Source organism: Paenibacillus sp. TSA_86.1, assembly GCF_052691815.1.
This window is the reverse complement of sequence record NZ_JBQZGE010000005.1, coordinates 272319-291912: the sequence shown is the minus strand read 5'-3', so window position 1 is coordinate 291912 and position 19594 is coordinate 272319. Positions and strand designations below refer to the sequence as shown.

16 protein-coding genes are annotated in these 19594 nt (G+C 47.2%); 6 read left to right on the top strand and 10 right to left on the bottom strand.

Annotation, left to right across the window (positions count from 1 at the left end; genetic code table 11):
• Positions 1-118 precede the first annotated feature (118 nt).
• The 4 genes from ACUTVW_RS14040 to uxaC form a co-directional block, all read right to left on the bottom strand.
• A complete protein-coding gene (locus ACUTVW_RS14040; RefSeq protein WP_445646372.1) occupies positions 119-2002 on the bottom strand; it encodes an ABC transporter ATP-binding protein in 1884 nt (627 codons plus the stop codon).
• Positions 1999-3726 (bottom strand): ABC transporter ATP-binding protein, encoded by a 1728-nt coding sequence (locus tag ACUTVW_RS14035; RefSeq protein ID WP_445646371.1) that lies wholly within the window; start codon positions 3724-3726, stop codon positions 1999-2001. Before ACUTVW_RS14035 ends, ACUTVW_RS14040 begins: the two co-directional genes overlap by 4 nt.
• Positions 3723-4343 carry a MarR family winged helix-turn-helix transcriptional regulator gene (locus tag ACUTVW_RS14030; protein ID WP_445646370.1) on the bottom strand — a complete coding sequence of 207 codons (621 nt, stop codon included), beginning with the start codon at positions 4341-4343 and terminating at the stop codon, positions 3723-3725. The genes ACUTVW_RS14035 and ACUTVW_RS14030 overlap by 4 nt, the downstream gene beginning before the upstream one ends.
• Before the next feature lie 395 nt (positions 4344-4738).
• A complete protein-coding gene (gene uxaC, locus ACUTVW_RS14025; RefSeq protein WP_445646369.1) occupies positions 4739-6178 on the bottom strand; it encodes a glucuronate isomerase in 1440 nt (479 codons plus the stop codon).
• Positions 6179-6482: 304 nt separating this feature from the next.
• Here uxaC and ACUTVW_RS14020 point away from each other — a divergent pair, with 304 nt between their 5' ends.
• Positions 6483-7235, top strand: coding sequence for an MBL fold metallo-hydrolase (locus ACUTVW_RS14020; protein ID WP_445646368.1), 753 nt, complete (start codon positions 6483-6485; stop codon positions 7233-7235).
• A gap of 867 nt (positions 7236-8102) precedes the next feature.
• Here ACUTVW_RS14020 and ACUTVW_RS14015 read toward each other — a convergent pair.
• Both ACUTVW_RS14015 and ACUTVW_RS14010 read right to left on the bottom strand, forming a co-directional pair.
• The gene (locus tag ACUTVW_RS14015; protein WP_445646367.1) at positions 8103-9632 is read right to left on the bottom strand and encodes an alpha-amylase; all 1530 of its coding nucleotides are present in this window, start codon (positions 9630-9632) and stop codon (positions 8103-8105) included.
• 192 nt (positions 9633-9824) lie between these two features.
• The gene (locus tag ACUTVW_RS14010; protein WP_445646366.1) at positions 9825-12143 is read right to left on the bottom strand and encodes a helicase C-terminal domain-containing protein; all 2319 of its coding nucleotides are present in this window, start codon (positions 12141-12143) and stop codon (positions 9825-9827) included.
• Positions 12144-12340: 197 nt separating this feature from the next.
• On the opposite strand from ACUTVW_RS14010, the gene ACUTVW_RS14005 reads away from it, so the two are divergent.
• A complete protein-coding gene (locus ACUTVW_RS14005) occupies positions 12341-12838 on the top strand; it encodes an antibiotic biosynthesis monooxygenase family protein (RefSeq protein WP_445646365.1) in 498 nt (165 codons plus the stop codon).
• 304 nt (positions 12839-13142) lie between these two features.
• Here ACUTVW_RS14005 and ACUTVW_RS14000 read toward each other — a convergent pair whose 3' ends face one another.
• From ACUTVW_RS14000 to cidR, 4 genes are all read right to left on the bottom strand, one after another.
• A complete protein-coding gene (locus ACUTVW_RS14000; protein ID WP_445646364.1) occupies positions 13143-13814 on the bottom strand; it encodes a GNAT family N-acetyltransferase in 672 nt (223 codons plus the stop codon).
• Positions 13815-13971: 157 nt separating this feature from the next.
• Positions 13972-14652, bottom strand: a complete 681-nt coding sequence (locus ACUTVW_RS13995) for a GNAT family N-acetyltransferase (RefSeq protein ID WP_445646363.1) — start codon at positions 14650-14652, stop codon at positions 13972-13974.
• A gap of 44 nt (positions 14653-14696) precedes the next feature.
• Positions 14697-15554: a carbon-nitrogen hydrolase family protein gene (locus tag ACUTVW_RS13990; protein ID WP_445646362.1), complete on the bottom strand. Its 858-nt coding sequence runs from the start codon at positions 15552-15554 to the stop codon at positions 14697-14699.
• 53 nt (positions 15555-15607) lie between these two features.
• A complete protein-coding gene (gene cidR / locus ACUTVW_RS13985; protein ID WP_445646361.1) occupies positions 15608-16501 on the bottom strand; it encodes a cidABC operon transcriptional activator CidR in 894 nt (297 codons plus the stop codon).
• A 213-nt stretch (positions 16502-16714) separates the two neighbouring features.
• On the opposite strand from cidR, the gene ACUTVW_RS13980 reads away from it, so the two are divergent.
• The 4 genes from ACUTVW_RS13980 to ACUTVW_RS13965 all read left to right on the top strand — a co-directional run bounded on the left by ACUTVW_RS13980 (position 16715) and on the right by ACUTVW_RS13965 (position 19591).
• The gene (locus ACUTVW_RS13980; RefSeq protein WP_445646360.1) at positions 16715-17086 is read left to right on the top strand and encodes a CidA/LrgA family protein; all 372 of its coding nucleotides are present in this window, start codon (positions 16715-16717) and stop codon (positions 17084-17086) included.
• The gene (locus ACUTVW_RS13975; RefSeq protein ID WP_445646359.1) at positions 17083-17763 is read left to right on the top strand and encodes an LrgB family protein; all 681 of its coding nucleotides are present in this window, start codon (positions 17083-17085) and stop codon (positions 17761-17763) included. The genes ACUTVW_RS13980 and ACUTVW_RS13975 overlap by 4 nt, the downstream gene beginning before the upstream one ends.
• A 104-nt stretch (positions 17764-17867) precedes the next feature.
• On the top strand, positions 17868-18386 hold the full coding sequence (locus ACUTVW_RS13970; RefSeq protein WP_445646358.1) for an AbrB/MazE/SpoVT family DNA-binding domain-containing protein: 519 nt from the start codon (positions 17868-17870) through the stop codon (positions 18384-18386).
• A gap of 470 nt (positions 18387-18856) precedes the next feature.
• A complete protein-coding gene (locus ACUTVW_RS13965; protein ID WP_445646357.1) occupies positions 18857-19591 on the top strand; it encodes a hypothetical protein in 735 nt (244 codons plus the stop codon).
• The last annotated feature ends 3 nt before the right edge of the window (positions 19592-19594 follow it).

The following is a 19594-nucleotide window of genomic DNA, read 5'->3' as shown; positions in this document are numbered from 1 at the left end:
CTCGGGCATAGCAGTGATAACACAAACGGGACGAAGCAGTGCAACGACTGCGACGTCCCGTTTGTTTTGGTTTATCTTACATCAGAGGTGCATGGATCACCTTGGTGGAGGTTCTTCGTTAGATCGCCTGCGGCTGCTGCTCCGTGAACTGACTATTGTACAGATCGGCATAGAAGCCCTGCTGCGCCATCAGCTCCTCATGGTTACCCTGCTCAATCACATTACCGTGATCCATGACAAGAATCAGATCGGCGCCACGAATCGTGGACAGACGGTGGGCAATGACAAAACTCGTACGGTTTTGCATCAGCTCATTCATCGCTTTCTGGATAAAGACCTCCGTACGTGTGTCCACGCTGCTGGTTGCTTCATCCAAAATCAGGATGGACGGGTTCGCCAGAATCGCTCTCGCAATCGTGAGCAGCTGCTTCTGACCTTGCGAGATGTTCGACGCTTCTTCATTCAGCACCGTATCGTATCCGTCCGGCAATGTGCGAATAAAATGGTCTGCATGGGCGGCAACAGCGGCTTTGACTACGTCCTCTTCCGTTGCACCTTCACGTCCATAGGCAATGTTATCGCGAATCGTACCGTTAAACAGCCACGTATCCTGGAGCACCATGCCAAACATACTACGCAGATTACCGCGCGCCATGTCTTTAATGTTGATGCCATCGATGGTAATCCGGCCACTCTGAAGCTCATAGAATCGCATCAGCAGGTTGATCAACGTTGTTTTTCCGGCTCCTGTCGGTCCAACGATGGCTACGGTCTGACCTGGTTTAACATTAATATTCATATTACGAATGAGCAGTTCATTTTCTTTATAGCCAAAATCCACCGCCTCAAAAGCTACAGCCCCAGTCGGGTAACGCAACGTTGCAGGTTGTTTGGACTCTGGAACTTCCTCTTCCTCATCCAGCAGTTCGAATACCCGCTCTGCCGAAGCAATCGTCGACTGAATAATGTTAGAGATGTTGGCAATTTGGTTAATCGGCTGTGTGAATTGACGTGAATATTGCGTAAAGGCCAAGATGTCCCCGATGGAGATGGAACCCCGTGTAACAAAAATCCCGCCGACCACACAGATCAGCACATATCCGAGGTTTCCGACAAAGTTCATCAGTGGCATAATAATCCCGGAAATAAATTGGGCTTTCCAGCCCGATGCATACAGCTCTTCATTTACTTTCTCGAATTGCTGTACGGATTGTTCCTCACGTCCAAAGGCTTTGACCACCTTGTGTCCGGTATACATCTCTTCTACGTGACCGTTTAATTCGCCAAGCGACTTCTGCTGCCCCGCAAAATGTTTCTGCGAACGGGAAGCCACCAACATAACCACCACGACACTAAGCGGCAAGGTCAAAATCGTAATCAAGGTCATCCATGGACTAATCGTCAGCATCATAATGATGACACCCACAATCGTCACCACGGACGTAATAAACTGAGCCAAACTTTGTTGCAACGTGTTACTGATATTGTCCACGTCATTGGTTGCACGGCTAAGCGTCTCACCATGTGTACGGGAATCAAAATATTTCAGCGGCAAACGTCCAACCTTGGCACTGATCTGCTCGCGCATATCATAGACTACCCGCTGGGCTACACCAGCCATCAGGTACTGCTGTACATACGCGAAAGCAGCACTGAACAGATACAATCCAAACAGCATATACAATACTTTCATTAAGGCTGGAAAATCAATCCCGGCTCCCTGCACACCCTGCAGAATCGCAATAGCTCCCTGGGCAAGAATATCTGTACCCTCGGCCATGATCTTCGGACTAATAATACCGAACACTGTACTTAAAATCGCAGCAATCAGTACACCGATCAGACGACGACGGTGTGGCTGGAGATATTGAATCAGACGACGCAGTGTTCCCTTGAAATCTTTGGCTTTCTCGACTGGAGGCCGCATGCCCATTCCGCCGCCAGGATGGCCCGGTCCGCTTGGGTTACTTGGTGCTTTGCGTGCTGTTGTACGTTCACTCATGCGATCTCCTCCTCAGTCAGCTGGGAAGATACAATCTCGCGATACACTTCATTGTTCTCCAGCAGTTCTTTATGTGTTCCCGATCCGACAATTTGGCCTTCATCCATGACGAGGATCCGGTCTGCATCCATAACTGTGCTCACTCGCTGAGCTACGATTAACACAGCCGCTTCCGTCGTTTCCGATTTGAGCGCAGCACGAAGTTTGGCATCGGTTTTGAAATCAAGAGCCGAGAAACTGTCATCAAAAATATAAATTTCAGGACGGCGAACAAGTGCGCGTGCAATGGACAAACGTTGTTTTTGTCCGCCTGACACATTATTCCCGCCTTGTGCAATCAGACTGTCATACCCTTCTTTCATCTCGGAGATGAAATTTTCGGCTTGTGCTATACGTGCCGCATGAGTGACTTCCTCCATACTGGCATCGTCTTTACCTTGCCGAATATTCTCCGCTACGGTTCCGGTGAAGAGAACGGCTTTTTGCGGAACAAACCCGATTTTGGACCGTAGCTCTTCCTGTTTAATATCCCGTACATCCGTTCCATTCACACGCACAGTACCTTCGGTCACATCATAGAAACGTGGAATGAGGCTGAGCAACGTTGTTTTACCGGAACCTGTCCCGCCGATAATGGCCGTCGTTTCACCGGAGCGAGCCGTGAACGAGATATCGGACAGGGCAGCATTCTCTGCACCCGGATAACGAAAAGTAACATGATCGAACTCGATCGTTCCCTGCAGGGATTTCATCGCGTGAGGCTGTGCAGGGTCAGACAGATCCGGCTGCATATCCAGCACTTCATTAATCCGCTCAGCCGATGCTGATGCTCTTGGAATCATCACGAAAATCATGGACACCATAATCAGTGAGAACATAATCTGCATCGCATATTGTACAAAGGCAATCAGGGAACCAATGTTCATATGACCGCCATCAATACGCAGACCACCAAAGTACAGAATGGCTATCATCGAAAAGTTCATAACCAGCATCATCACTGGCATAACCGTCGCCATTAGGACATTGACCTTAATGGATGCATCTCTTAATTCCGTATTTGCCCCGTTGAAACGAACACGCTCATGCTCGCCACGGTTAAAAGAACGAACAACCCGGATACCTGTCAGCTGTTCACGCAGAACCAGATTAAGCCGGTCCAGCTTTTTCTGGATTTGCTTGAATAGCGGAAATCCTTTGGAACCGATTAAGGCGATTGCTCCTGCAAGTACAGGCAGAACAACCAGGAAGATGGTGGATAGCTTCGCGTCCTGAGAAACGGCCATGAAAATCCCCCCGATACACATCATCGGAGCCATAATCATCATACGCAGCATCATCGTTAGCACGTTCTGTACCTGCGTAATATCATTCGTTGTGCGAGTAATAAGTGACGCTGTTCCCAGCTTGTCGAATTCCTGTAATGAGAAATTCTCGACATGCCGGAACACTCTGCTGCGCAGCTGTTTGGCAAATCCGCCAGCCGTTCGTGAGGACAGATAACTCGCGATAATGGAACAGGTTGTTCCGCCAATGGCAATCAGCAGCATGAAACCGCCAATCTTCCAGATATAAGGCACATCACCTTTGACGATACCGAGATTCACGATATCCGCCATTAACGTAGGCAGGTACAGTTCAGCCATCGTTTGCAGAAATATAAGCGCCAAAATAAAAATAATCGGGATACGATAGGGCTTAAGCATGCGAAACAGTTTCATCATGGCGTATCATCTCCTTGTTTGGATACTTCTGGTTTAGCTTCTTGATTGATTGGTCCAGATTCATCATTATCTCGTTCCACTGCCTCGTTTCGTTGCTCAGGAGATTCATTCTGCCCGGAAACCTGTGCATCAAAATAGGTGTACACCTTGCTGAGCAATTCAGCCAGCTGCAGGCTGTCTGCTTCGCCTAGATGATCAACCAGCCTGTTAAACGTCTCCATACGCTCTTCATGAGCTGCGCGGATGATCGCACGACCCGCATCCGTAATCGTAATTCGTACAGCTCGCCGATCCTCGGGATCCATCGTACGCTCAACCAGGCCCTCATCCTCCAGACCGCGAATAACAGGTGTAATGGTTGGCGATTTCACACGCATTAATGCACTAATTTCCGACACTTTCAATCCCGGGTGCTCCTGGTTTAAATGACCTTCAAAATCGGGCGGATTATCCCGCCAATCCATACGCTCCCCCGGATGATATCCATGAAGTAGACAAGCCAGCACCATAATTTCATTGTGATTACGCCCATGTGGCTTATGTTGTCTCCATTTGCCTTTATTAAACTGCATAATGGAATATAAAAGTTTCTCGGCCACCGGATCCATGCCAGTCATCACATCGTCCTCCTTCTTCAGAACATCACGTTCCTTAAATAATAATCGTAGTCTGCCTATTAAGTAGGCATTTTATTTAATAGGCAACCAACTTAATAGTGAACCAATTTAATAGCCAATCAATTAATTAGGTTACCTAAGTATATTTCCAACGTAGAGATATGTCAATTATTCATTCATGTTAAATGCATCCAATATCCGAGAGCCTCCATTGCTATCTGAACCCCCATATAATCACTCGCGCTTCAACATGACAGCATATTTACTCTTAGCCATCCCCATGACAAAAAGCCCCCAATCCCTCCGTTTGGTTCAACCCAAACAGAGGGAATCGAGAGCATTTTTAAGATAGATTTTTAAATCCATTTTATTAAATAGATCGATTGCATCGATATTTATTTAGAAGCAGACACGCGCTGCGGCACAGCAGCAAACGGGAAATAGTCTTTAGCATTATTATAGGCGATACCTTGCACGATCTGACCGAGCAGCTCCATATCGTTTGGTGCTTCGCCTTGTTCTGCCCATTCACCAATCAGGTTACAGAGCAAACGGCGGAAGTATTCATGTCTTGTATACGAGAGGAAACTTCGGGAATCCGTTAACATGCCAACAAAACGGCTAAGTAGTCCTACGTTTGCCAGTGCCTTCATCTGGGCCAGCATGCCATCCTTCGTATCATTAAACCACCATGCGGCACCAAGCTGAATTTTACCTGGAACGCCTCCACCTTGGAAGCTCCCAATAATGGCTGCCAGCACTTCATTATCCCTTGGATTAAGGGAGTAGAGAATCGTTTTGGGCAAAGCATCCTGTTGCTCCAACGTATCCAGCAGTCCGATAACAGCTGAGGATAATGGTGTATCGTTCACAGCGTCATACCCCGTATCCGGGCCGAGTTTTTTGAACATTTTCGTGTTGTTATTACGCGCTGCATTAATGTGGAACTGCATGACCCAGCCTCGCTCTGCATAGAGCTTGCCAAGGAAGGTCAGTGTAACCGTCTTGTATCCGTCCTCCTCGGTGCGGGAAACCTTCTCTCCAGCAAGTGCTTTGGCAAAAGAGGCCGCCGCTTCCTCGCGAGTTGCTTCAGCGTAAGGCACGTAATCCAGTGCGTGGTCAGAGACACGGCCACCTACGGAATGGAAGAATTCCACACGGGATTCAAGCGCAGCCAGGAATGAATCATAATCCGTAATTGCTGTGCCAGCAACCTGTGAAAGCTTGCCCACCCATTCGATAAAAGTATCCCGGTTCAATTCAAGTCCTTTATCCGGACGGAAAGACGGCAGAACTGCTGTATCGAAACCTTCAATCTCCTGAATTTTCAGGTGATATTCCAGAGAATCCGTTGGATCATCGGTGGTGCATACCACAGTGACATTGGATTTGGTAATCAGATCACGCGCACCGAAACCTTCGCCGGTCAGTTTGGCATTTACTTTTTCCCAGATCGCAGGGGCACTTGTCTCGTTAAGAACTTCATGCACATCGAAATAACGTTGTAATTCCAAGTGTGACCAAGCATACAACGGGTTGCCTATCATCATGGGCACCGTTCTGGCATAAGCAAGGAAGCGGTCATAATCCGTTACGCCTTCGCCGCCCGTTACATATTTTTCTTCAACGCCGTTAGCCCGCATCAGACGCCATTTGTAATGGTCGCCATATAACCAGGCCTCTGTCAGATTGCCAAATGTTTTGTTTTCGTAAATTTCCTGAGGACTGAGGTGACAGTGATAATCCATAATCGGCATGTCTTTCGCATACTGTTCGTACAGCTTGACCGCCGTTTCATTGTGAAGTAAGAATTGTTCATCCAGAAAAGATTTCATTCGCCTTGCACGCTCCCTTTAGGTGAGTTTACGTTCATTCAGGTTCACTTTCCATCTTTAAGCTACACCCTTTGGCGTCAAAGTTCAATATAAAATGATAGCGTTCTCAAAAAAGGTTGATTTAGGCATACCCGCCCGAAACACGTTATACTGGATTTAACGCGAGTGATACTGATTTTAAGATCAATGCGAGATCAACGCTCTTATTAAAAACAATACGGATATGGATATCGATATGGATATCACAATCCAAGATTGACTATTTACTGATCCTACCATCAGCCATACAAGGAGATGAAATACGGTGAAAATCACTTTTCTAGGTACAGGAGACATGTTCAGCGTGGAGCAACATCATAATAGTATGCTGGCTGAATTCGGCGATACCCATCTGGTCATTGATTTTCCTGAGTCTAATGCCAAAGCGCTTAAGGAATACGGGTTCGCGATGACGGGCATTCATAATGTGTTCATTACCCATCTGCATGAGGATCATATTAACGGGGTTCAGATGCTTGGCTACTATGCCCAGATATTAGGGGATCGCAAGCCACGTCTGTTCATTCATGAGGAATTGGTTGAGCCACTCTGGAGCATTCTTTCACCAGGTATGCGATATACGACGGACGGCGAACGAACGATGAGCGATTATTATGATGTGGTTCCACTGCCGGATGGCGGAAGTTTCGAGCTCGGCGGGGTCACGTTCGAGACATTTCGCACGCAGCATGTTCCCGGCATGGTCAGTAACGGACTAATGGCGAAGCCTTATTTCTACTATAGTGCTGACAGCACGCTTGATCGTGAGCGAGTGGAACAGATCGCACCCGATGTGCAGTTGATTTTCCATGAATGCCACATGCATGATTTGGTGATCAAATCCCATACGTCTTTGAAGGATCTGGAGCAACTGCCCGCCGAGGTGAGACGGAAAACGGTACTGATGCATTACCATGATGATTATGCTGATGCTGACAAACGTGCCGAATTCAATCGCGAGCATGCGAATGATCTGCGCATCGTTGGTACGCTGGAGTCTTTTGAATTGAACGAGTAATTCCGGGGTGAATATTAATTTCACAGAATCTATGTCATGTGCGGAAACGTAAATAGTGATTATGTTGGTTGGTTGGTTGGTTGGTTGGTTGGTTGGTTGGTTGGTTGGTTGGTTGGTTGGTTGGTTGGTTGGTTGTAGTTAACGTTAAGTGGGTGTGCGTAGAGTAGATCGAGAGTAGATAAGTAGATAAACGGTAGAATAAGTAGAAGCCTGACTATACATGCGGGGAAATTCAAGCAGTGTGCACTCTGTTTTAAATTAACATTTTACGCTAACGATCACCACAAGCCTTATTTTACGCATCTTGGGAGTTTTTATATTCTAACGATCACCAGAAGCGTTATTTGGGTGAATTTGCTGTAAATGATAGCATTTTGACCGAATATTAGCAAAATAAGCTCCACTGGGATCGTTAGAATTCCAGAGACCCTGTTTGGGGGCAAATAAGGTTTCCTGAGATCGTTAGAATTCCAGAGCTTTCAAACTATAAATTGGAGTTCCTAAAAAGAAAAAACACCTGAACCATCAGCACGCGGCAGCGCGTCTGATCGAACGGCCCTCACTCGTTGGACACGATCAGACGAGTGAAGAACACGTTCAGTTTCAGGTGGTTGAATTATGGCTTGCGGAAATTTATCGTATCAACCTTTTTTTACTTGTTACGCATCACTTATGCAGAGGCATTCTCCTGCAAATATTCACAAACCATTACTTTGGCAATTCTCAACATCTCGTTTGCACCATTTGCAGAGTCTATATGAGCATTCAGCTGACGTTTTCCTTGAGCGATTTGACATTACTACATCTATAACACCCGCAATATCTAAATCAGCGTCCAACGTGCACTTCCTGCAAAGCAAACGCACATTACTCTCCGTCTGCAGTTACATTTGCAGCTGCATTTGCAGCTACATCTACAGTGTCAGTCCCACATTCCTCATTTTGCTCTGGCAGGGCCCAGACGGACACACCTCCGCCGCATACGTGGAACGTAGCCCAGCCATCTTCCTCGATGGTAATTGCGTCCTCGCAGCTATGCGTCAGGTCTTCCCAGACCTCTCCTGCACGATGCTCACCGACAAACATTCTCTTCTCACCGTCATCACCGCCCGAGATGACCACTGCGCAGCCAGAACCCTCGATCTCATCAACACCAAGACGTACCCAACCAATGGTATTGGGATGATCGAAATAGTCGTCTTGCTCCCCATAGGCTTTGTTGCAGCGAGCTGACAACAGAATGTCCAAAATCTCCTTTTTGCCCTCCACCGGTTCAGGTCCGCCAATCCCGTAATAATCGCCGTAAAAGACGACGGGATACCCATCACGACGCAGCAATGTCAGTGCATACGCGCTCGGCTTAAACCAGTCGCCAACCCAGGATTCCAAAGCCTCATGAGGCTGTGAATCATGATTATCTACAAAAGTTACCGCATGGGTTGGATGTGTCTGAACGAGGGTATCGTCAAAGATTTTGGAAAGATCAAAATTGCGTCCCGCCAGAGAAGCCTCGTGAAACTTATAGTGAAGGGATACATCAAACAGGTCAATCTGGTAATCCACCGTGTCCAAAAACGTACGACAGGCATCCAGGTTCGAGTTCCAGAACTCGCCTACAATGTAGAAATCCTGACCGCGTTTGCGAATCATCTCCGCTGCAAACTCCTTAATGAACTCATGGTTGATATGTTTGATCGCATCCAGTCGGAAACCGCCGCATTGCAGCGTATCAATTAGCCATTTGCCCCATTCGATCATCTCATGACGCACATCCGGGTGGTTATAATCTATATTGGCAAACATCAGATAATCATAGTTGCCAAACTCATCATCGACATTTTCATTCCAGTTCTTGTTCTCACCCGCAATACGGAACACACCCGTCCGTTCTTCCCTGGCATCGAAATCAGTGCCGTTGAAGTGTTCAGAGGTCCATTTGAAGGAGGAGTGTTGATCTCCGCGTCCTGGAAATGTGAATTTCGTCCAGCCTTCAATCTCAAACGGTTCGGAAATTTCCTTGGTCCGGTCATTGGGATCCACCTCAATCACCTTGAATACTTCCTTCTCGTCTGCTCCGGCCTTATGATTCATCACGAGATCGACATAGACAGCGATGCCACTCTTCTGACACTCAGCAATGGCCTCCACCAGCTCCTGCTTGGTGCCATACTTGGTGCGTACCGTACCCTTTTGATCAAATTCGCCCAGATCGTACAGATCATACACGCCATAACCTGTATCTTCTGCAGACACAGCTTTGGTTACAGGAGGCACCCATACCGAGTCTATGCCTTTGGCTTTCAGTTCCGGGGCCATGTCAGCCAGTCGTTTCCAATGATCGCCGTCTGCAGCCAAATGCCATTCAAAAAACTGCATCATCGTATGATTTCTCTTCATCACAAACCGACCTCCTTGATTTGCATTCGAAGCGGACCGCGGAACGGATAGGGTATCGCCGTTGTTCGTTCGTGCTAACCAAGTTATAACCCGTTTACCCTATGTTTCAATCATAAAAATGAAAGAATGTTAAGAAAATCAAGAAAATTTTTCGTAAATCACTGAAAACAGAGCTGAAAATGTGGGAATTCGTCAAATTCGTCTATAATCTAACCATTCTTCAGGTAACAAGGAACGATACGGTTCTTGCGTGAAACGATCATCGACCAGCACCAGCACACCTTTGTCTTCTTCGGTTCGAATGAGCCTGCCCCCAGCTTGCAGCACCTTGTTCATACCCGGAAATACATAAGCATAGTTAAAGCCGTTGCGTCCCGACTTATCAAAATAATCCTTCAGCACGTTGTTCTCCAGACCAATCTGCGGTAACCCTGCCCCCACAACAATAACTCCATTAAGTCGGTCTCCTGGCAGATCGACCCCCTCTGAGAACACGCCGCCCATCACGGCAAAAACAAGACGGGTACGCTCAGGGTGCGGTTGGAATGCCGCAAGGAACTGCTCTCGTTCCTGTTCATTCATGCCCTGCTCCTGCATTACCGTATCCGCATCACTCGCCCCTGGAAGTTGTGTATATGCTTGATAAATCTCACGCATGTACGGATAGGAAGGGAAAAAGACCAGCAGATTGCTTCTCGGCCACTCGGATACGAGCTGCTGCAACATCTCGGCAATCGGGCGCTTGGAACGCTCCCGGTCTTTGTAACGCACGGACAGCGGCATGAGTCGCACATCCAGCTGCTCCCGGTTAAACGGAGAAGGAATCTGTAGCGTATAATCCTCCTCCTCTGCCCCCAGCATATCCCGGTAATAGCGAAGCGGTGACAGAGTTGCCGAGAAATGAATGGTCGAGCGAAACCCCTTTACGGTCTGACGCAGCTGCTGAGACGGATCCAGACAAAAAAGCTTCACTCGTACCTCACTTCTCACACACTCCGCATACGTGATGAATCGCTCGTCATACAACTTGGCAATCCGCACGAAATTTTGCGCCGTGAAGTAGGCATCCAGCAGTAGTTGATCCATCTCGGCACTGCCCGATCCACCTTCGACAAGACATTGCTCTGCCACCATAATAAACGGCTCCAGCCGTTCAATTAACTCCTCCGGTGCCTCCTGCTGAATGATCTTGCCCTCTTCTCCGCCGTTCTTACGAAGGGTAATCAGATACTTGTCGATGGCTCCGGTGTAGTCCACAATTGCTTTAGCGGCGGGCACGTTGCTGTCCAGCGTCTGGAATTCTCTTTTGACATCGAGAAATACGGCTTTTTCCAGCTCCGCGGAGAACATCATGCGCCCGCGATCCACTAGATTATGTGCCTCATCCACCAGCAGTACTGTCTTGCGCTTCTGTTCTTCCAGCATGCGTTTAAGCGATATACGCGGATCAAAAATATAGTTATAGTCGCAGATCACCGCATCGGCTGCATACGCCGCATCCAGTGAAAACTCAAACGGACACACCCGATGTTTACGCGCATACTGCTCGATGACGGGCCGTGTCATTAACGTTTCATTCTCCAGCATGTCCAGCACAGCGCCGTTAATCCGGTCGTAATATCCTTCGCACATGCCGCACTGCCCTGTATCGCAAGCTTCCTCGTCCTTAAAACAAATTTTGTCCTTCGCCGTCAGGCTGATGACATGCATGTTCAACCCTTCCGCCTGCATCCGGGCAAAAGCTTCCTCCGCCGCCACTCTCGTTGTCGTTCTCGCCGTCAGATAGAACAAACGGCTGGCCTCGCCTTCACCGATAGCCTTCACGGCAGGGAAGAGCACAGACATCGTTTTGCCGATGCCTGTAGGTGCTTTCGCCATGAGGCCCTGCCCTTCACGAATGGTTTTGTACACTGCCCCTGCCAGCTTGCGCTGTCCCTCCCGATATTTGCGAAAAGGAAACGGCAGCTCGCGCACACTCACGTCCCGCTCCGCTTCATAAGCAGCAATCATCTCGGCATACGGTGCATATCCAGCGATCACCTCTGCTGCAAATTGCTCCAGTTCCTGCCGCTCCGCCATGCGGCGAAACCGCCGTTCCTCCCCCGTTACCGAATGCACATACGTCAGCTGCACCTGCATCCGCGGCTCATCATGCTGTGCAGCATACATATAGGCATACATCTTCGCCTGCGCCCAGTGTACGTCGAGTCCGCCCTCCAGCTCGTCCAGGTTGCCTGCCGTAGATTTGATCTCATCTACCGTCAGCTGTCCCTCGAGGCGGATCAGGCCGTCACATCGCCCTTCGATGACGTATGTAAGATCCCCATGCTGAAGCTCGGCTTCCAGCACAATCTCCTTTAAATCCTCTTCGGTATACGCCTTCTGCACCCGCTGATGAATCCGCGTCCCCTCTTGCATCGAGGCGTTCGTGCGGAATCCCGGACGAATGCTGCCACTGCGATACACGTACTCGACCAATGGTCTCACGGATATCCGAATTGTTGTTGTCATGCGATCACCCGTTCTACTTGTAGTGGTTCTACTTTATCATGAAATGCCGTGCTCAAACCAGATTTTTGGTAAATTGGACTCGTCCGTTCCCATATGCTATGTTGAGGATTATACGTGGAACTAGATCGCGTTCGCGTGTAAAAGTATAGTCAAACTTATGTATATAGAATTCAACTAAAAGAGGAGGCAAACTTCCTATGTATATTTATCTCGTTCCATCCCCGCTGCCAGATGCACTTGTAGCATATCCACATCTGACACTACGCGCAGAAGATCAGGTGCTTCTCGCTATCGAAACATCTGAACGTTTACTGAATATTGAATCGGATGCTCAAGTGGCTGCTTACGAGGCTTTTGACGATGCAGGGTCTTGGACAGGCGGTGGATTTGCCGTGCTGAACAATATTCCTGTTAATGAAGATGGCCGGAATGATTTTGAGGAACGTTTTAAGAACCGTGCCCGCAAAGTAGAAGATGAACCCGGATTTGTCGGTATTCGTGTACTTCGTCCGCTTAAGGGGGATACGTATGTCGTACTGACACTCTGGCAAACGGAAGAACATTTCAAGGGCTGGCAACAGTCGCAAGCCTATAACCATGCTCACCGTAATCGCAGTACAAGTGAAGGCCTGACTGCACAGAAACCAACCATGTTCCCGCGACCTTCGTTTGTGACAACATATACGATCGAGTAAAGAGAGTAGAGTTGGCGAATTACGCTTAAGTAGAGTTGCTGGATGCACGCCTGGATTTGAAATTCTAACGATCTCAGGAGAGCTTATTCGGGCCTTTTCTGCTCTATTCGAAATCTAACGATCTCAGGAGACGCTATTTCAGCAAAACTTATAGTTTCAGCTTGGAAATGGCCCCTTTTCGTTAAAATAAGGTCTCTCCGGATCGTTAGATTTTGAAAGTATGTTCAAACGTCTAAATAAGGCTTTCTGAGATCGTTAGCGCATTCGCCTACCTTCATTCAGGAAAACTCCTGTCTCACGCAGCTTACAAGGGGCGCAAAGCTACCGACTCACGGGCATTCAACTGCTCTACCATAGACAACCATTCCTGCGGTTTGTTTGACAGCACAGCATAATACCGATTCAGGAAATCGGCAACCAGACTGGCTGGCAGCTCCGCAAGTGACTCATCACCCGGCATAAAGCACAGATCCAAGCCTCCTACCGCCTCACCATCTCCTTGCCAGGAGGGATGTACATACGGGAAATCCAGACGCTGATACCCCAGATGGGACAGCACTTCACGGCGTACGTATGGATCCATCGGTTTGATGCCGCCAAACGCATGATCCTGGCTTACATATGGATTGTAGATTTCAGCAAACATGCCAAACAGCACTTTACCATTGGCAGTAGCAAGCTGTTGCAGATCATGCTTGCGGTGATTCGCCAGGAATGCTCCAATACCCAGACCCTCACGCCCAATAATCGTAAAATCAGTCATGGCTACGTTCCAGTCCTCATAATAACGGTACTCTGTCGCACCAACCACTTGTCCTTCATGTACAGCTACAAACACCCGGATGCCCGGGTCTTCCAGCGGTTCAGCCCATAACGGGAAGTCCAGCACTTCCTCCGGCGGGAAAATTTCCTGCATCAGCTTGTGCATTTGAGTAAACAACGGATCTTGTATGGATGTAATACGTGTAAATTCCATAGATAAAAGCCTCCCTAATTAAAATATGTATTCAGTGCAGTTGTTGTTTAAAGGTGCAGCAATCTCAAGAACATCAGTCAGCTACTACGACTATATTTCGTCACAATTCACCAAGGCCAAAGCTGAGAAAGCATGCGTCAAAAAATGGACACCAGCCCTATTTAAACGGATTGCGCCATTCCATCAGAGCCGCATAATGACAAGATTCCTCGTCATCCAGGTAATCGGCAGCTACACCAACAGGCATACGCCCACATCGCAACAGAAAAGAAATAACGGGATCGTGCCTCTCTCCATCAGCAACCTGATCCAGATACTGCTGTGCTGACATTTCCTCAGCCACCCGATGGTATCCCGGCATCCGCCCTGCTCCAAGCAGACGATCCAAACCTTGCTCGATCACAAGATGGTACATAGCCTGCATCATAAGCTGAGCCAGCCCCCACTTACGATATTTCGGACGGACACAGAGATCAACGATGTATAACGTATCACCATCCGGCTGGTGATTGCGGATATATCCATCATCTGTAACCTCTGCCCACGTATGGCTGGATGGGTTCGCAGCGTCCCACTGCATTCGAAGTGAAGTCATGGAACCAGCCAGTTCGCCATCCACCTCGATGCAGACGGCTCCTTCAGGATAATGCTGAACATGGCTACCAAGCTGCTCTTGGTTCCAAAGCAGTTCCTCCGGATAGGGCGGCGGGAAACTCTCCGCCTGAATGCGAATTAACTCTTCAAAGTCAGGGGCTTCATAATTGCGGATGACCGCTTTGGCTTTACCCTTTATGCCGACGGCATGGGGATCGGTTATCAGCATTTCTTTGACATACATCCTGCTTGTCTCTCCTTTCCACTTCCGCTATTCCAATAACAACCCTATTCCCAATCTGTGTACAGATCGGTACGGCGATCACGCCAGGTTGTTACGGAGCCACGTTCGCGTACCTCAACCAGCAAATCCAGATCAAGGTCGGCGGTAACGATCATATCGTTGTTAATCTCACCTTCTGCCAGAATGCCGCGCGGCGGGAATGGCACATCATTGGGTGTAATAATCGCAGCTTGTCCATAATTGGCACGCATGAAATCAACCGTCGGCAGATGGCCTACCGTCCCCGTCAATACAACGTATACCTGATTCTCCACCGCACGTGCATGACTCGTATACCGTACCCGGTAAAATCCATGACGGTCGTCCGTGCAGGAAGGACAGAAAATCACATCCGCTCCCTTGGCTTTTGCCATACGTACGATCTCGGGAAATTCAATATCGTAACAGGTCAGCATCGCAATGCGACCTTTGTACGTATCAAACACTTCCAGTCCGTCCCCCGCAGCCATGTTCCACTCCGTCACTTCAGTGGGTGTAATATGAATCTTGGCCTGGCGTGCAATCCGTCCATCCGGGTAAAACATATGCGCCGTATTGTACAGCTTGCCTTCCTTCCGAATAACGTGCGTACCTCCGACCAGGTGCATATGGTACTGGGCAGCAAGGGAGATGAACAGCTTCTCATACTGCTCTGTAAAATCAGGCAAGTCTTCAATCGTCAGTGCATTCCCCTGCTCGTCTCCAATAGACATTAATTGTGTTGTAAAAAATTCGGGAAACAGTACGAATTCTGTTCCAAATTCGGAAGCTGTCCGTATGTAATGCTCCGCCTGAGCGGCAAATTCCTCAAATGAACGGATTGTTTGCAATTGGTATTGCACAGCGGATACCCGCAGTTTCATAAGTCCTACACCCCCACCAGTATTTGTGTTTATATTGTATCAATGATCCGGCATCATTTCATCTGTTCCCCTAGCATCGACTGGGTAAATGCAATCCACTCCCGGGTGGCAAAAGAAAGATATCGGTCTTTCCGCCAGATCATGCCAAGCTGCCATGGAATGACCGGCTCCACGACCGGAATGATCCGCACACGCATATGATCGACCTCGCGGCAGATCGTCTCTGGCAGCAGGGCAACACCGAGATTGGCTGCAACCATCGCACTCAGCAGATCCCACTGGGAACTTTCATACACCACTCGTGGCTGAAATCCAGCTTGTTGGCAAGCTGCAATAATGCGGTCATGGAGCGCGAAGTCCTCCCGGAACAATACAAATGCGTCCTGCTCCAGTTCATGGAGCGCGACTGACTCCTTTCCGGCAAGCGGATGCGAGGGATGGACAAGCAGATTCAGCTTTTCCTGCACAAACACAAAATGATCCAGCAGCTCATCTACCGTTGGCAACACAGCCACACCGATATCCAATGCACCGCTGATGACATCGGCTTCTACTTTTTTGGCCCCATCTTCGAACAGTTGAATACTCACTTGAGGATACGCTTTGTGGAACTCGCCGATAATCATCGGAAAGAAGCTTGATCCTACCATCGGCGGCAAACCGATGCGCAGATGCCCCTTCTTCAGATTCATCAGATCGTCCAGTTCGGATGACAGACTGCGGAACGATTTTTCAATCTCCAGCGCCTGACGAAAAAAGACATGCCCCGCATCCGTTAACTTCACCTGTTTACCGTACCGATCCAGTAATGTTACGCCCAATTCATCCTCCAGGCTTTTGACCGTTTTACTGATCGTCGGCTGGGTGATGTACAACACCTCGGCGGCCTTCGTGAAGCTCCGCTGCCGGGCAACTTCCAGAAAATATTGTAGATGGCGAATATCCATTGCTCGTCCCACTCCTCCTTTTCCATCATTACCTTGGTAAGCTAATCTTTCTCCTATAGATAAATGGAATTGAAAACATTCTTAATATGCATTTTACTCATGAAAGAAAGCGATGTAAAATTTGTGATACGAAGCAACGTTTCCATTCATTTTTCGCAAATATTCAAATCAAACTTATCCAATATATGTTGATATATAAAAGGAGGGATTCAGGTGAAAAAGTGGGGCATCGGCATTGCACAAGTTGCATTGTTAATGGTTTTTTCACTACTTATGGACCTGTTGGCCCGCGCTCTCCATCTGCCTGTACCCGGCTCGATTCTCGGAATGGTTATCCTGTTCATTCTGCTGCAGACCGGTGTGGTGAAACTGCGCTGGATCGAGATCGGTGCGTCATGGCTGCTCGGTGAACTACTGTTATTCTTTATCCCGTCAGCGGTTGGCATCATGAATTACATGCCCATGCTGGAGCATGACGGATTACAGATTTTATTTATCGTGCTGCTGAGCACGTTTCTGGTTATGGCCTGTACCGGCCTCGTTGCTACACGTATTGCCAAACGAAAGGAGCGTCACACCGGATGATTGGATTTTTATGTTTGCTGTTAACGGTCGGAATCTACGCGGTTGCCAAACGGATGTATCGCAGTCTGCCCAAAGTGTATCTGTCACCATTGCTGATCACACCGTTGCTGGTTGTAGGCGTACTCTTATTAACTGGCACGAATTATGCGGCATATAGCAGTGGAGGCAAATGGCTAAGTCTTTTGCTGCAACCTGCTACGATTGCTTTTGCGGTACCCCTTTACACCTTTTTTCATGTGCTCAAAAAACATATTTCCGAGATTGTGGTCAGCGTCATGACCGGCTCAGTGGTTGCTGTGCTTTCTTCCGCTATGCTCGCCAAGTGGATGCACTTGGACTCCGGCTTGATTCACAGTTTGATTCCACGCTCTATCACAACACCGATTGCCATGAATGTGTCGGCTTCTATCGGGGGAATTCCGGCGATTACGGCCGTATTCGCGATAATGACGGGGCTACTCGGGGCTATTATGGGGCCTTCCATCGTCAAAATGCTGCGTATAGATGGCGAGATTGCGCGGGGTACCCTGCTTGGAACCGGTGCTCACGGCACGGGGACTTCGAAAGCCTTCGAACTAAGTTCGCTAACAGGAACCATCTCCAGTATCTCCATGGTACTGGCTGCGCTCTTCACTTTAGCCGTCGCTCCCGCGCTCTCTAAACTTATTTTCCCATAATAGTTGGAATAATCCCTTTTTTTTGAAATATTATTGTTGTATTAAAGCCCTTTCTTCCTTACAATAAGGACAGGTTTTAATGTTAATATTGCGGGGGAGATGCGATGAAAAGAACCGGAATGAAGAGATCTCTGGACCGTCTCGGACGAATTGTGCTTCCTAAAGAAATGCGGGATACAATGGAAATCCATATCGGCGATCCGCTTGAATTTTTCATTGAAGGGAAAGAGTTGATTTTAAGAAAGTACAAATCAACATTGTGTATTTTTTGCGGTGACGTGGATACGGAAATGTATTTCAAAGAGCAATTCATCTGTCGGACTTGTGCGATTCAATTAAAACACCCAGATGACACTCCCAACTGGTTCGTACCTGAGAACAAACAGGCTTCTGCACCCAAAGAACGTCCTGCTGCTAAACCCGCAGTTTCCTCAGCTTCCTCATCGGAAGAAGGAGATGCTTCTGCGAGTAAGGACTACCCCGACCTGCGGCCGAAGACGGCGCGCATGCTGCAACAGATGAAAGAAATTATTGAACAGCAGCCAGGCCTGGCCCAACAGCAAATTGCGGAGAAACTTGGCATTAGCCAAGGACGCGTCTCTCAACTAAAAAAGCTATTATAAAAGGATTTTTGATATTCATGAACATACAGTATGCTTCCAAACAGGAAGTTACACTGAAAAAGAACCCATTGTTCCATCGGGTTCTTCTTTTTTTGTTTCAAATTAGGTTATTAGTTAACCTTGAGTGAATGTAATCAGGTCGTCCGAGTAAGGCAAATTTTATCACATAAAGAATTTCATTGAGTTATCTCGGCAAGATTTTTGCCTGCGTTTTTCATATGTACTTTTTTTATAACATTGGTTGCCCGCATACTTGGGCATGCACCACTATAATTCCAAATTTTAATTTTATTCCTCTTTTTTTAACAAACAAATGTCGAAATTTGTAATACCATTGGAAATTTTGACGAAAACTTATTTTCCAATATATTTCATATTATAATTAAAGTTGTGAACTAATACGAGAGGAGGTTTAAGACAATAGTTTAGTGTATACGTATTATAATGTTGTCTAAATCAAAACAAAGGAGATGTATCAATTTTTTAAAAGATTCGGAAAATTATTTGGCATTACTTTACTATGCGTTTCTTTGTTCCCCGCATTTTCCACATCGAAAGCTGAGGCAAACAATGATGTACAACAATCTATAAATTTAAAAAAATATTTCAATAGCTCTAAGCAGTTAAAAAACAACTCTGATCAGTCAGTTCAGTCCGTTGTAATTACCGACCGTGAGACAATTAACGCTATAGCTAAGGAACAGTCTTTAGATAATCCAGATTCAATTAATGAAATTCAATTAGATTCTGTTGTAATTGATACTGAATCCGAAGTTGCCAAACCTTCTAATATTAGTCCATCAGCGGTAATAAAAACAAAATATCATATAGAAAATATAAAAGATCTGGACATAGGCTGGTCTTTTCGTGATAAATTCATATCTCATCTTTTCCAAGGTCCAGCCGAAATTAAACAAACCTTCTCTAAAGAAGATACCTTTGCGATAGCCGGTGAATTAGGAACTCAACTCAAAGATATTATTGAGGCTAAATTCTCGGTAACATTGGGTACTAAGAAAACACAATCAACTGAATATAAGTTTAGTGTACCCAGTGGTAGAACCACAGAGCTTCGAATTTTTACAAATTACCATAAGAAGTCTTACGAGGTATGGAACCTTGTTAATGGTTTAGATTACAACTTAGGTACTGAAAATTTCCACAAATCAGTTGGATTAATATTTCTACAAGTAAAGTACAACTAAAGG

Coding starts and splice junctions, on each gene's coding strand:
- ACUTVW_RS14040 (WP_445646372.1), bottom strand. CDS start 2,002: ATGAGTGAACGTACAACAGCACGCAAAGCACCAAGTAACCCAAGCGGA.
- ACUTVW_RS14035 (WP_445646371.1), bottom strand. CDS start 3,726: ATGATGAAACTGTTTCGCATGCTTAAGCCCTATCGTATCCCGATTATT.
- ACUTVW_RS14030 (WP_445646370.1), bottom strand. CDS start 4,343: ATGACTGGCATGGATCCGGTGGCCGAGAAACTTTTATATTCCATTATG.
- uxaC (WP_445646369.1), bottom strand. CDS start 6,178: ATGAAATCTTTTCTGGATGAACAATTCTTACTTCACAATGAAACGGCG.
- ACUTVW_RS14015 (WP_445646367.1), bottom strand. CDS start 9,632: ATGAAGAGAAATCATACGATGATGCAGTTTTTTGAATGGCATTTGGCT.
- ACUTVW_RS14010 (WP_445646366.1), bottom strand. CDS start 12,143: ATGACAACAACAATTCGGATATCCGTGAGACCATTGGTCGAGTACGTG.
- ACUTVW_RS14005 (WP_445646365.1), top strand. CDS start 12,341: ATGTATATTTATCTCGTTCCATCCCCGCTGCCAGATGCACTTGTAGCA.
- ACUTVW_RS14000 (WP_445646364.1), bottom strand. CDS start 13,814: ATGGAATTTACACGTATTACATCCATACAAGATCCGTTGTTTACTCAA.
- ACUTVW_RS13995 (WP_445646363.1), bottom strand. CDS start 14,652: ATGTATGTCAAAGAAATGCTGATAACCGATCCCCATGCCGTCGGCATA.
- ACUTVW_RS13990 (WP_445646362.1), bottom strand. CDS start 15,554: ATGAAACTGCGGGTATCCGCTGTGCAATACCAATTGCAAACAATCCGT.
- cidR (WP_445646361.1), bottom strand. CDS start 16,501: ATGGATATTCGCCATCTACAATATTTTCTGGAAGTTGCCCGGCAGCGG.
- ACUTVW_RS13975 (WP_445646359.1), top strand. CDS start 17,083: ATGATTGGATTTTTATGTTTGCTGTTAACGGTCGGAATCTACGCGGTT.
- ACUTVW_RS13970 (WP_445646358.1), top strand. CDS start 17,868: ATGAAAAGAACCGGAATGAAGAGATCTCTGGACCGTCTCGGACGAATT.
- ACUTVW_RS13965 (WP_445646357.1), top strand. CDS start 18,857: ATGTATCAATTTTTTAAAAGATTCGGAAAATTATTTGGCATTACTTTA.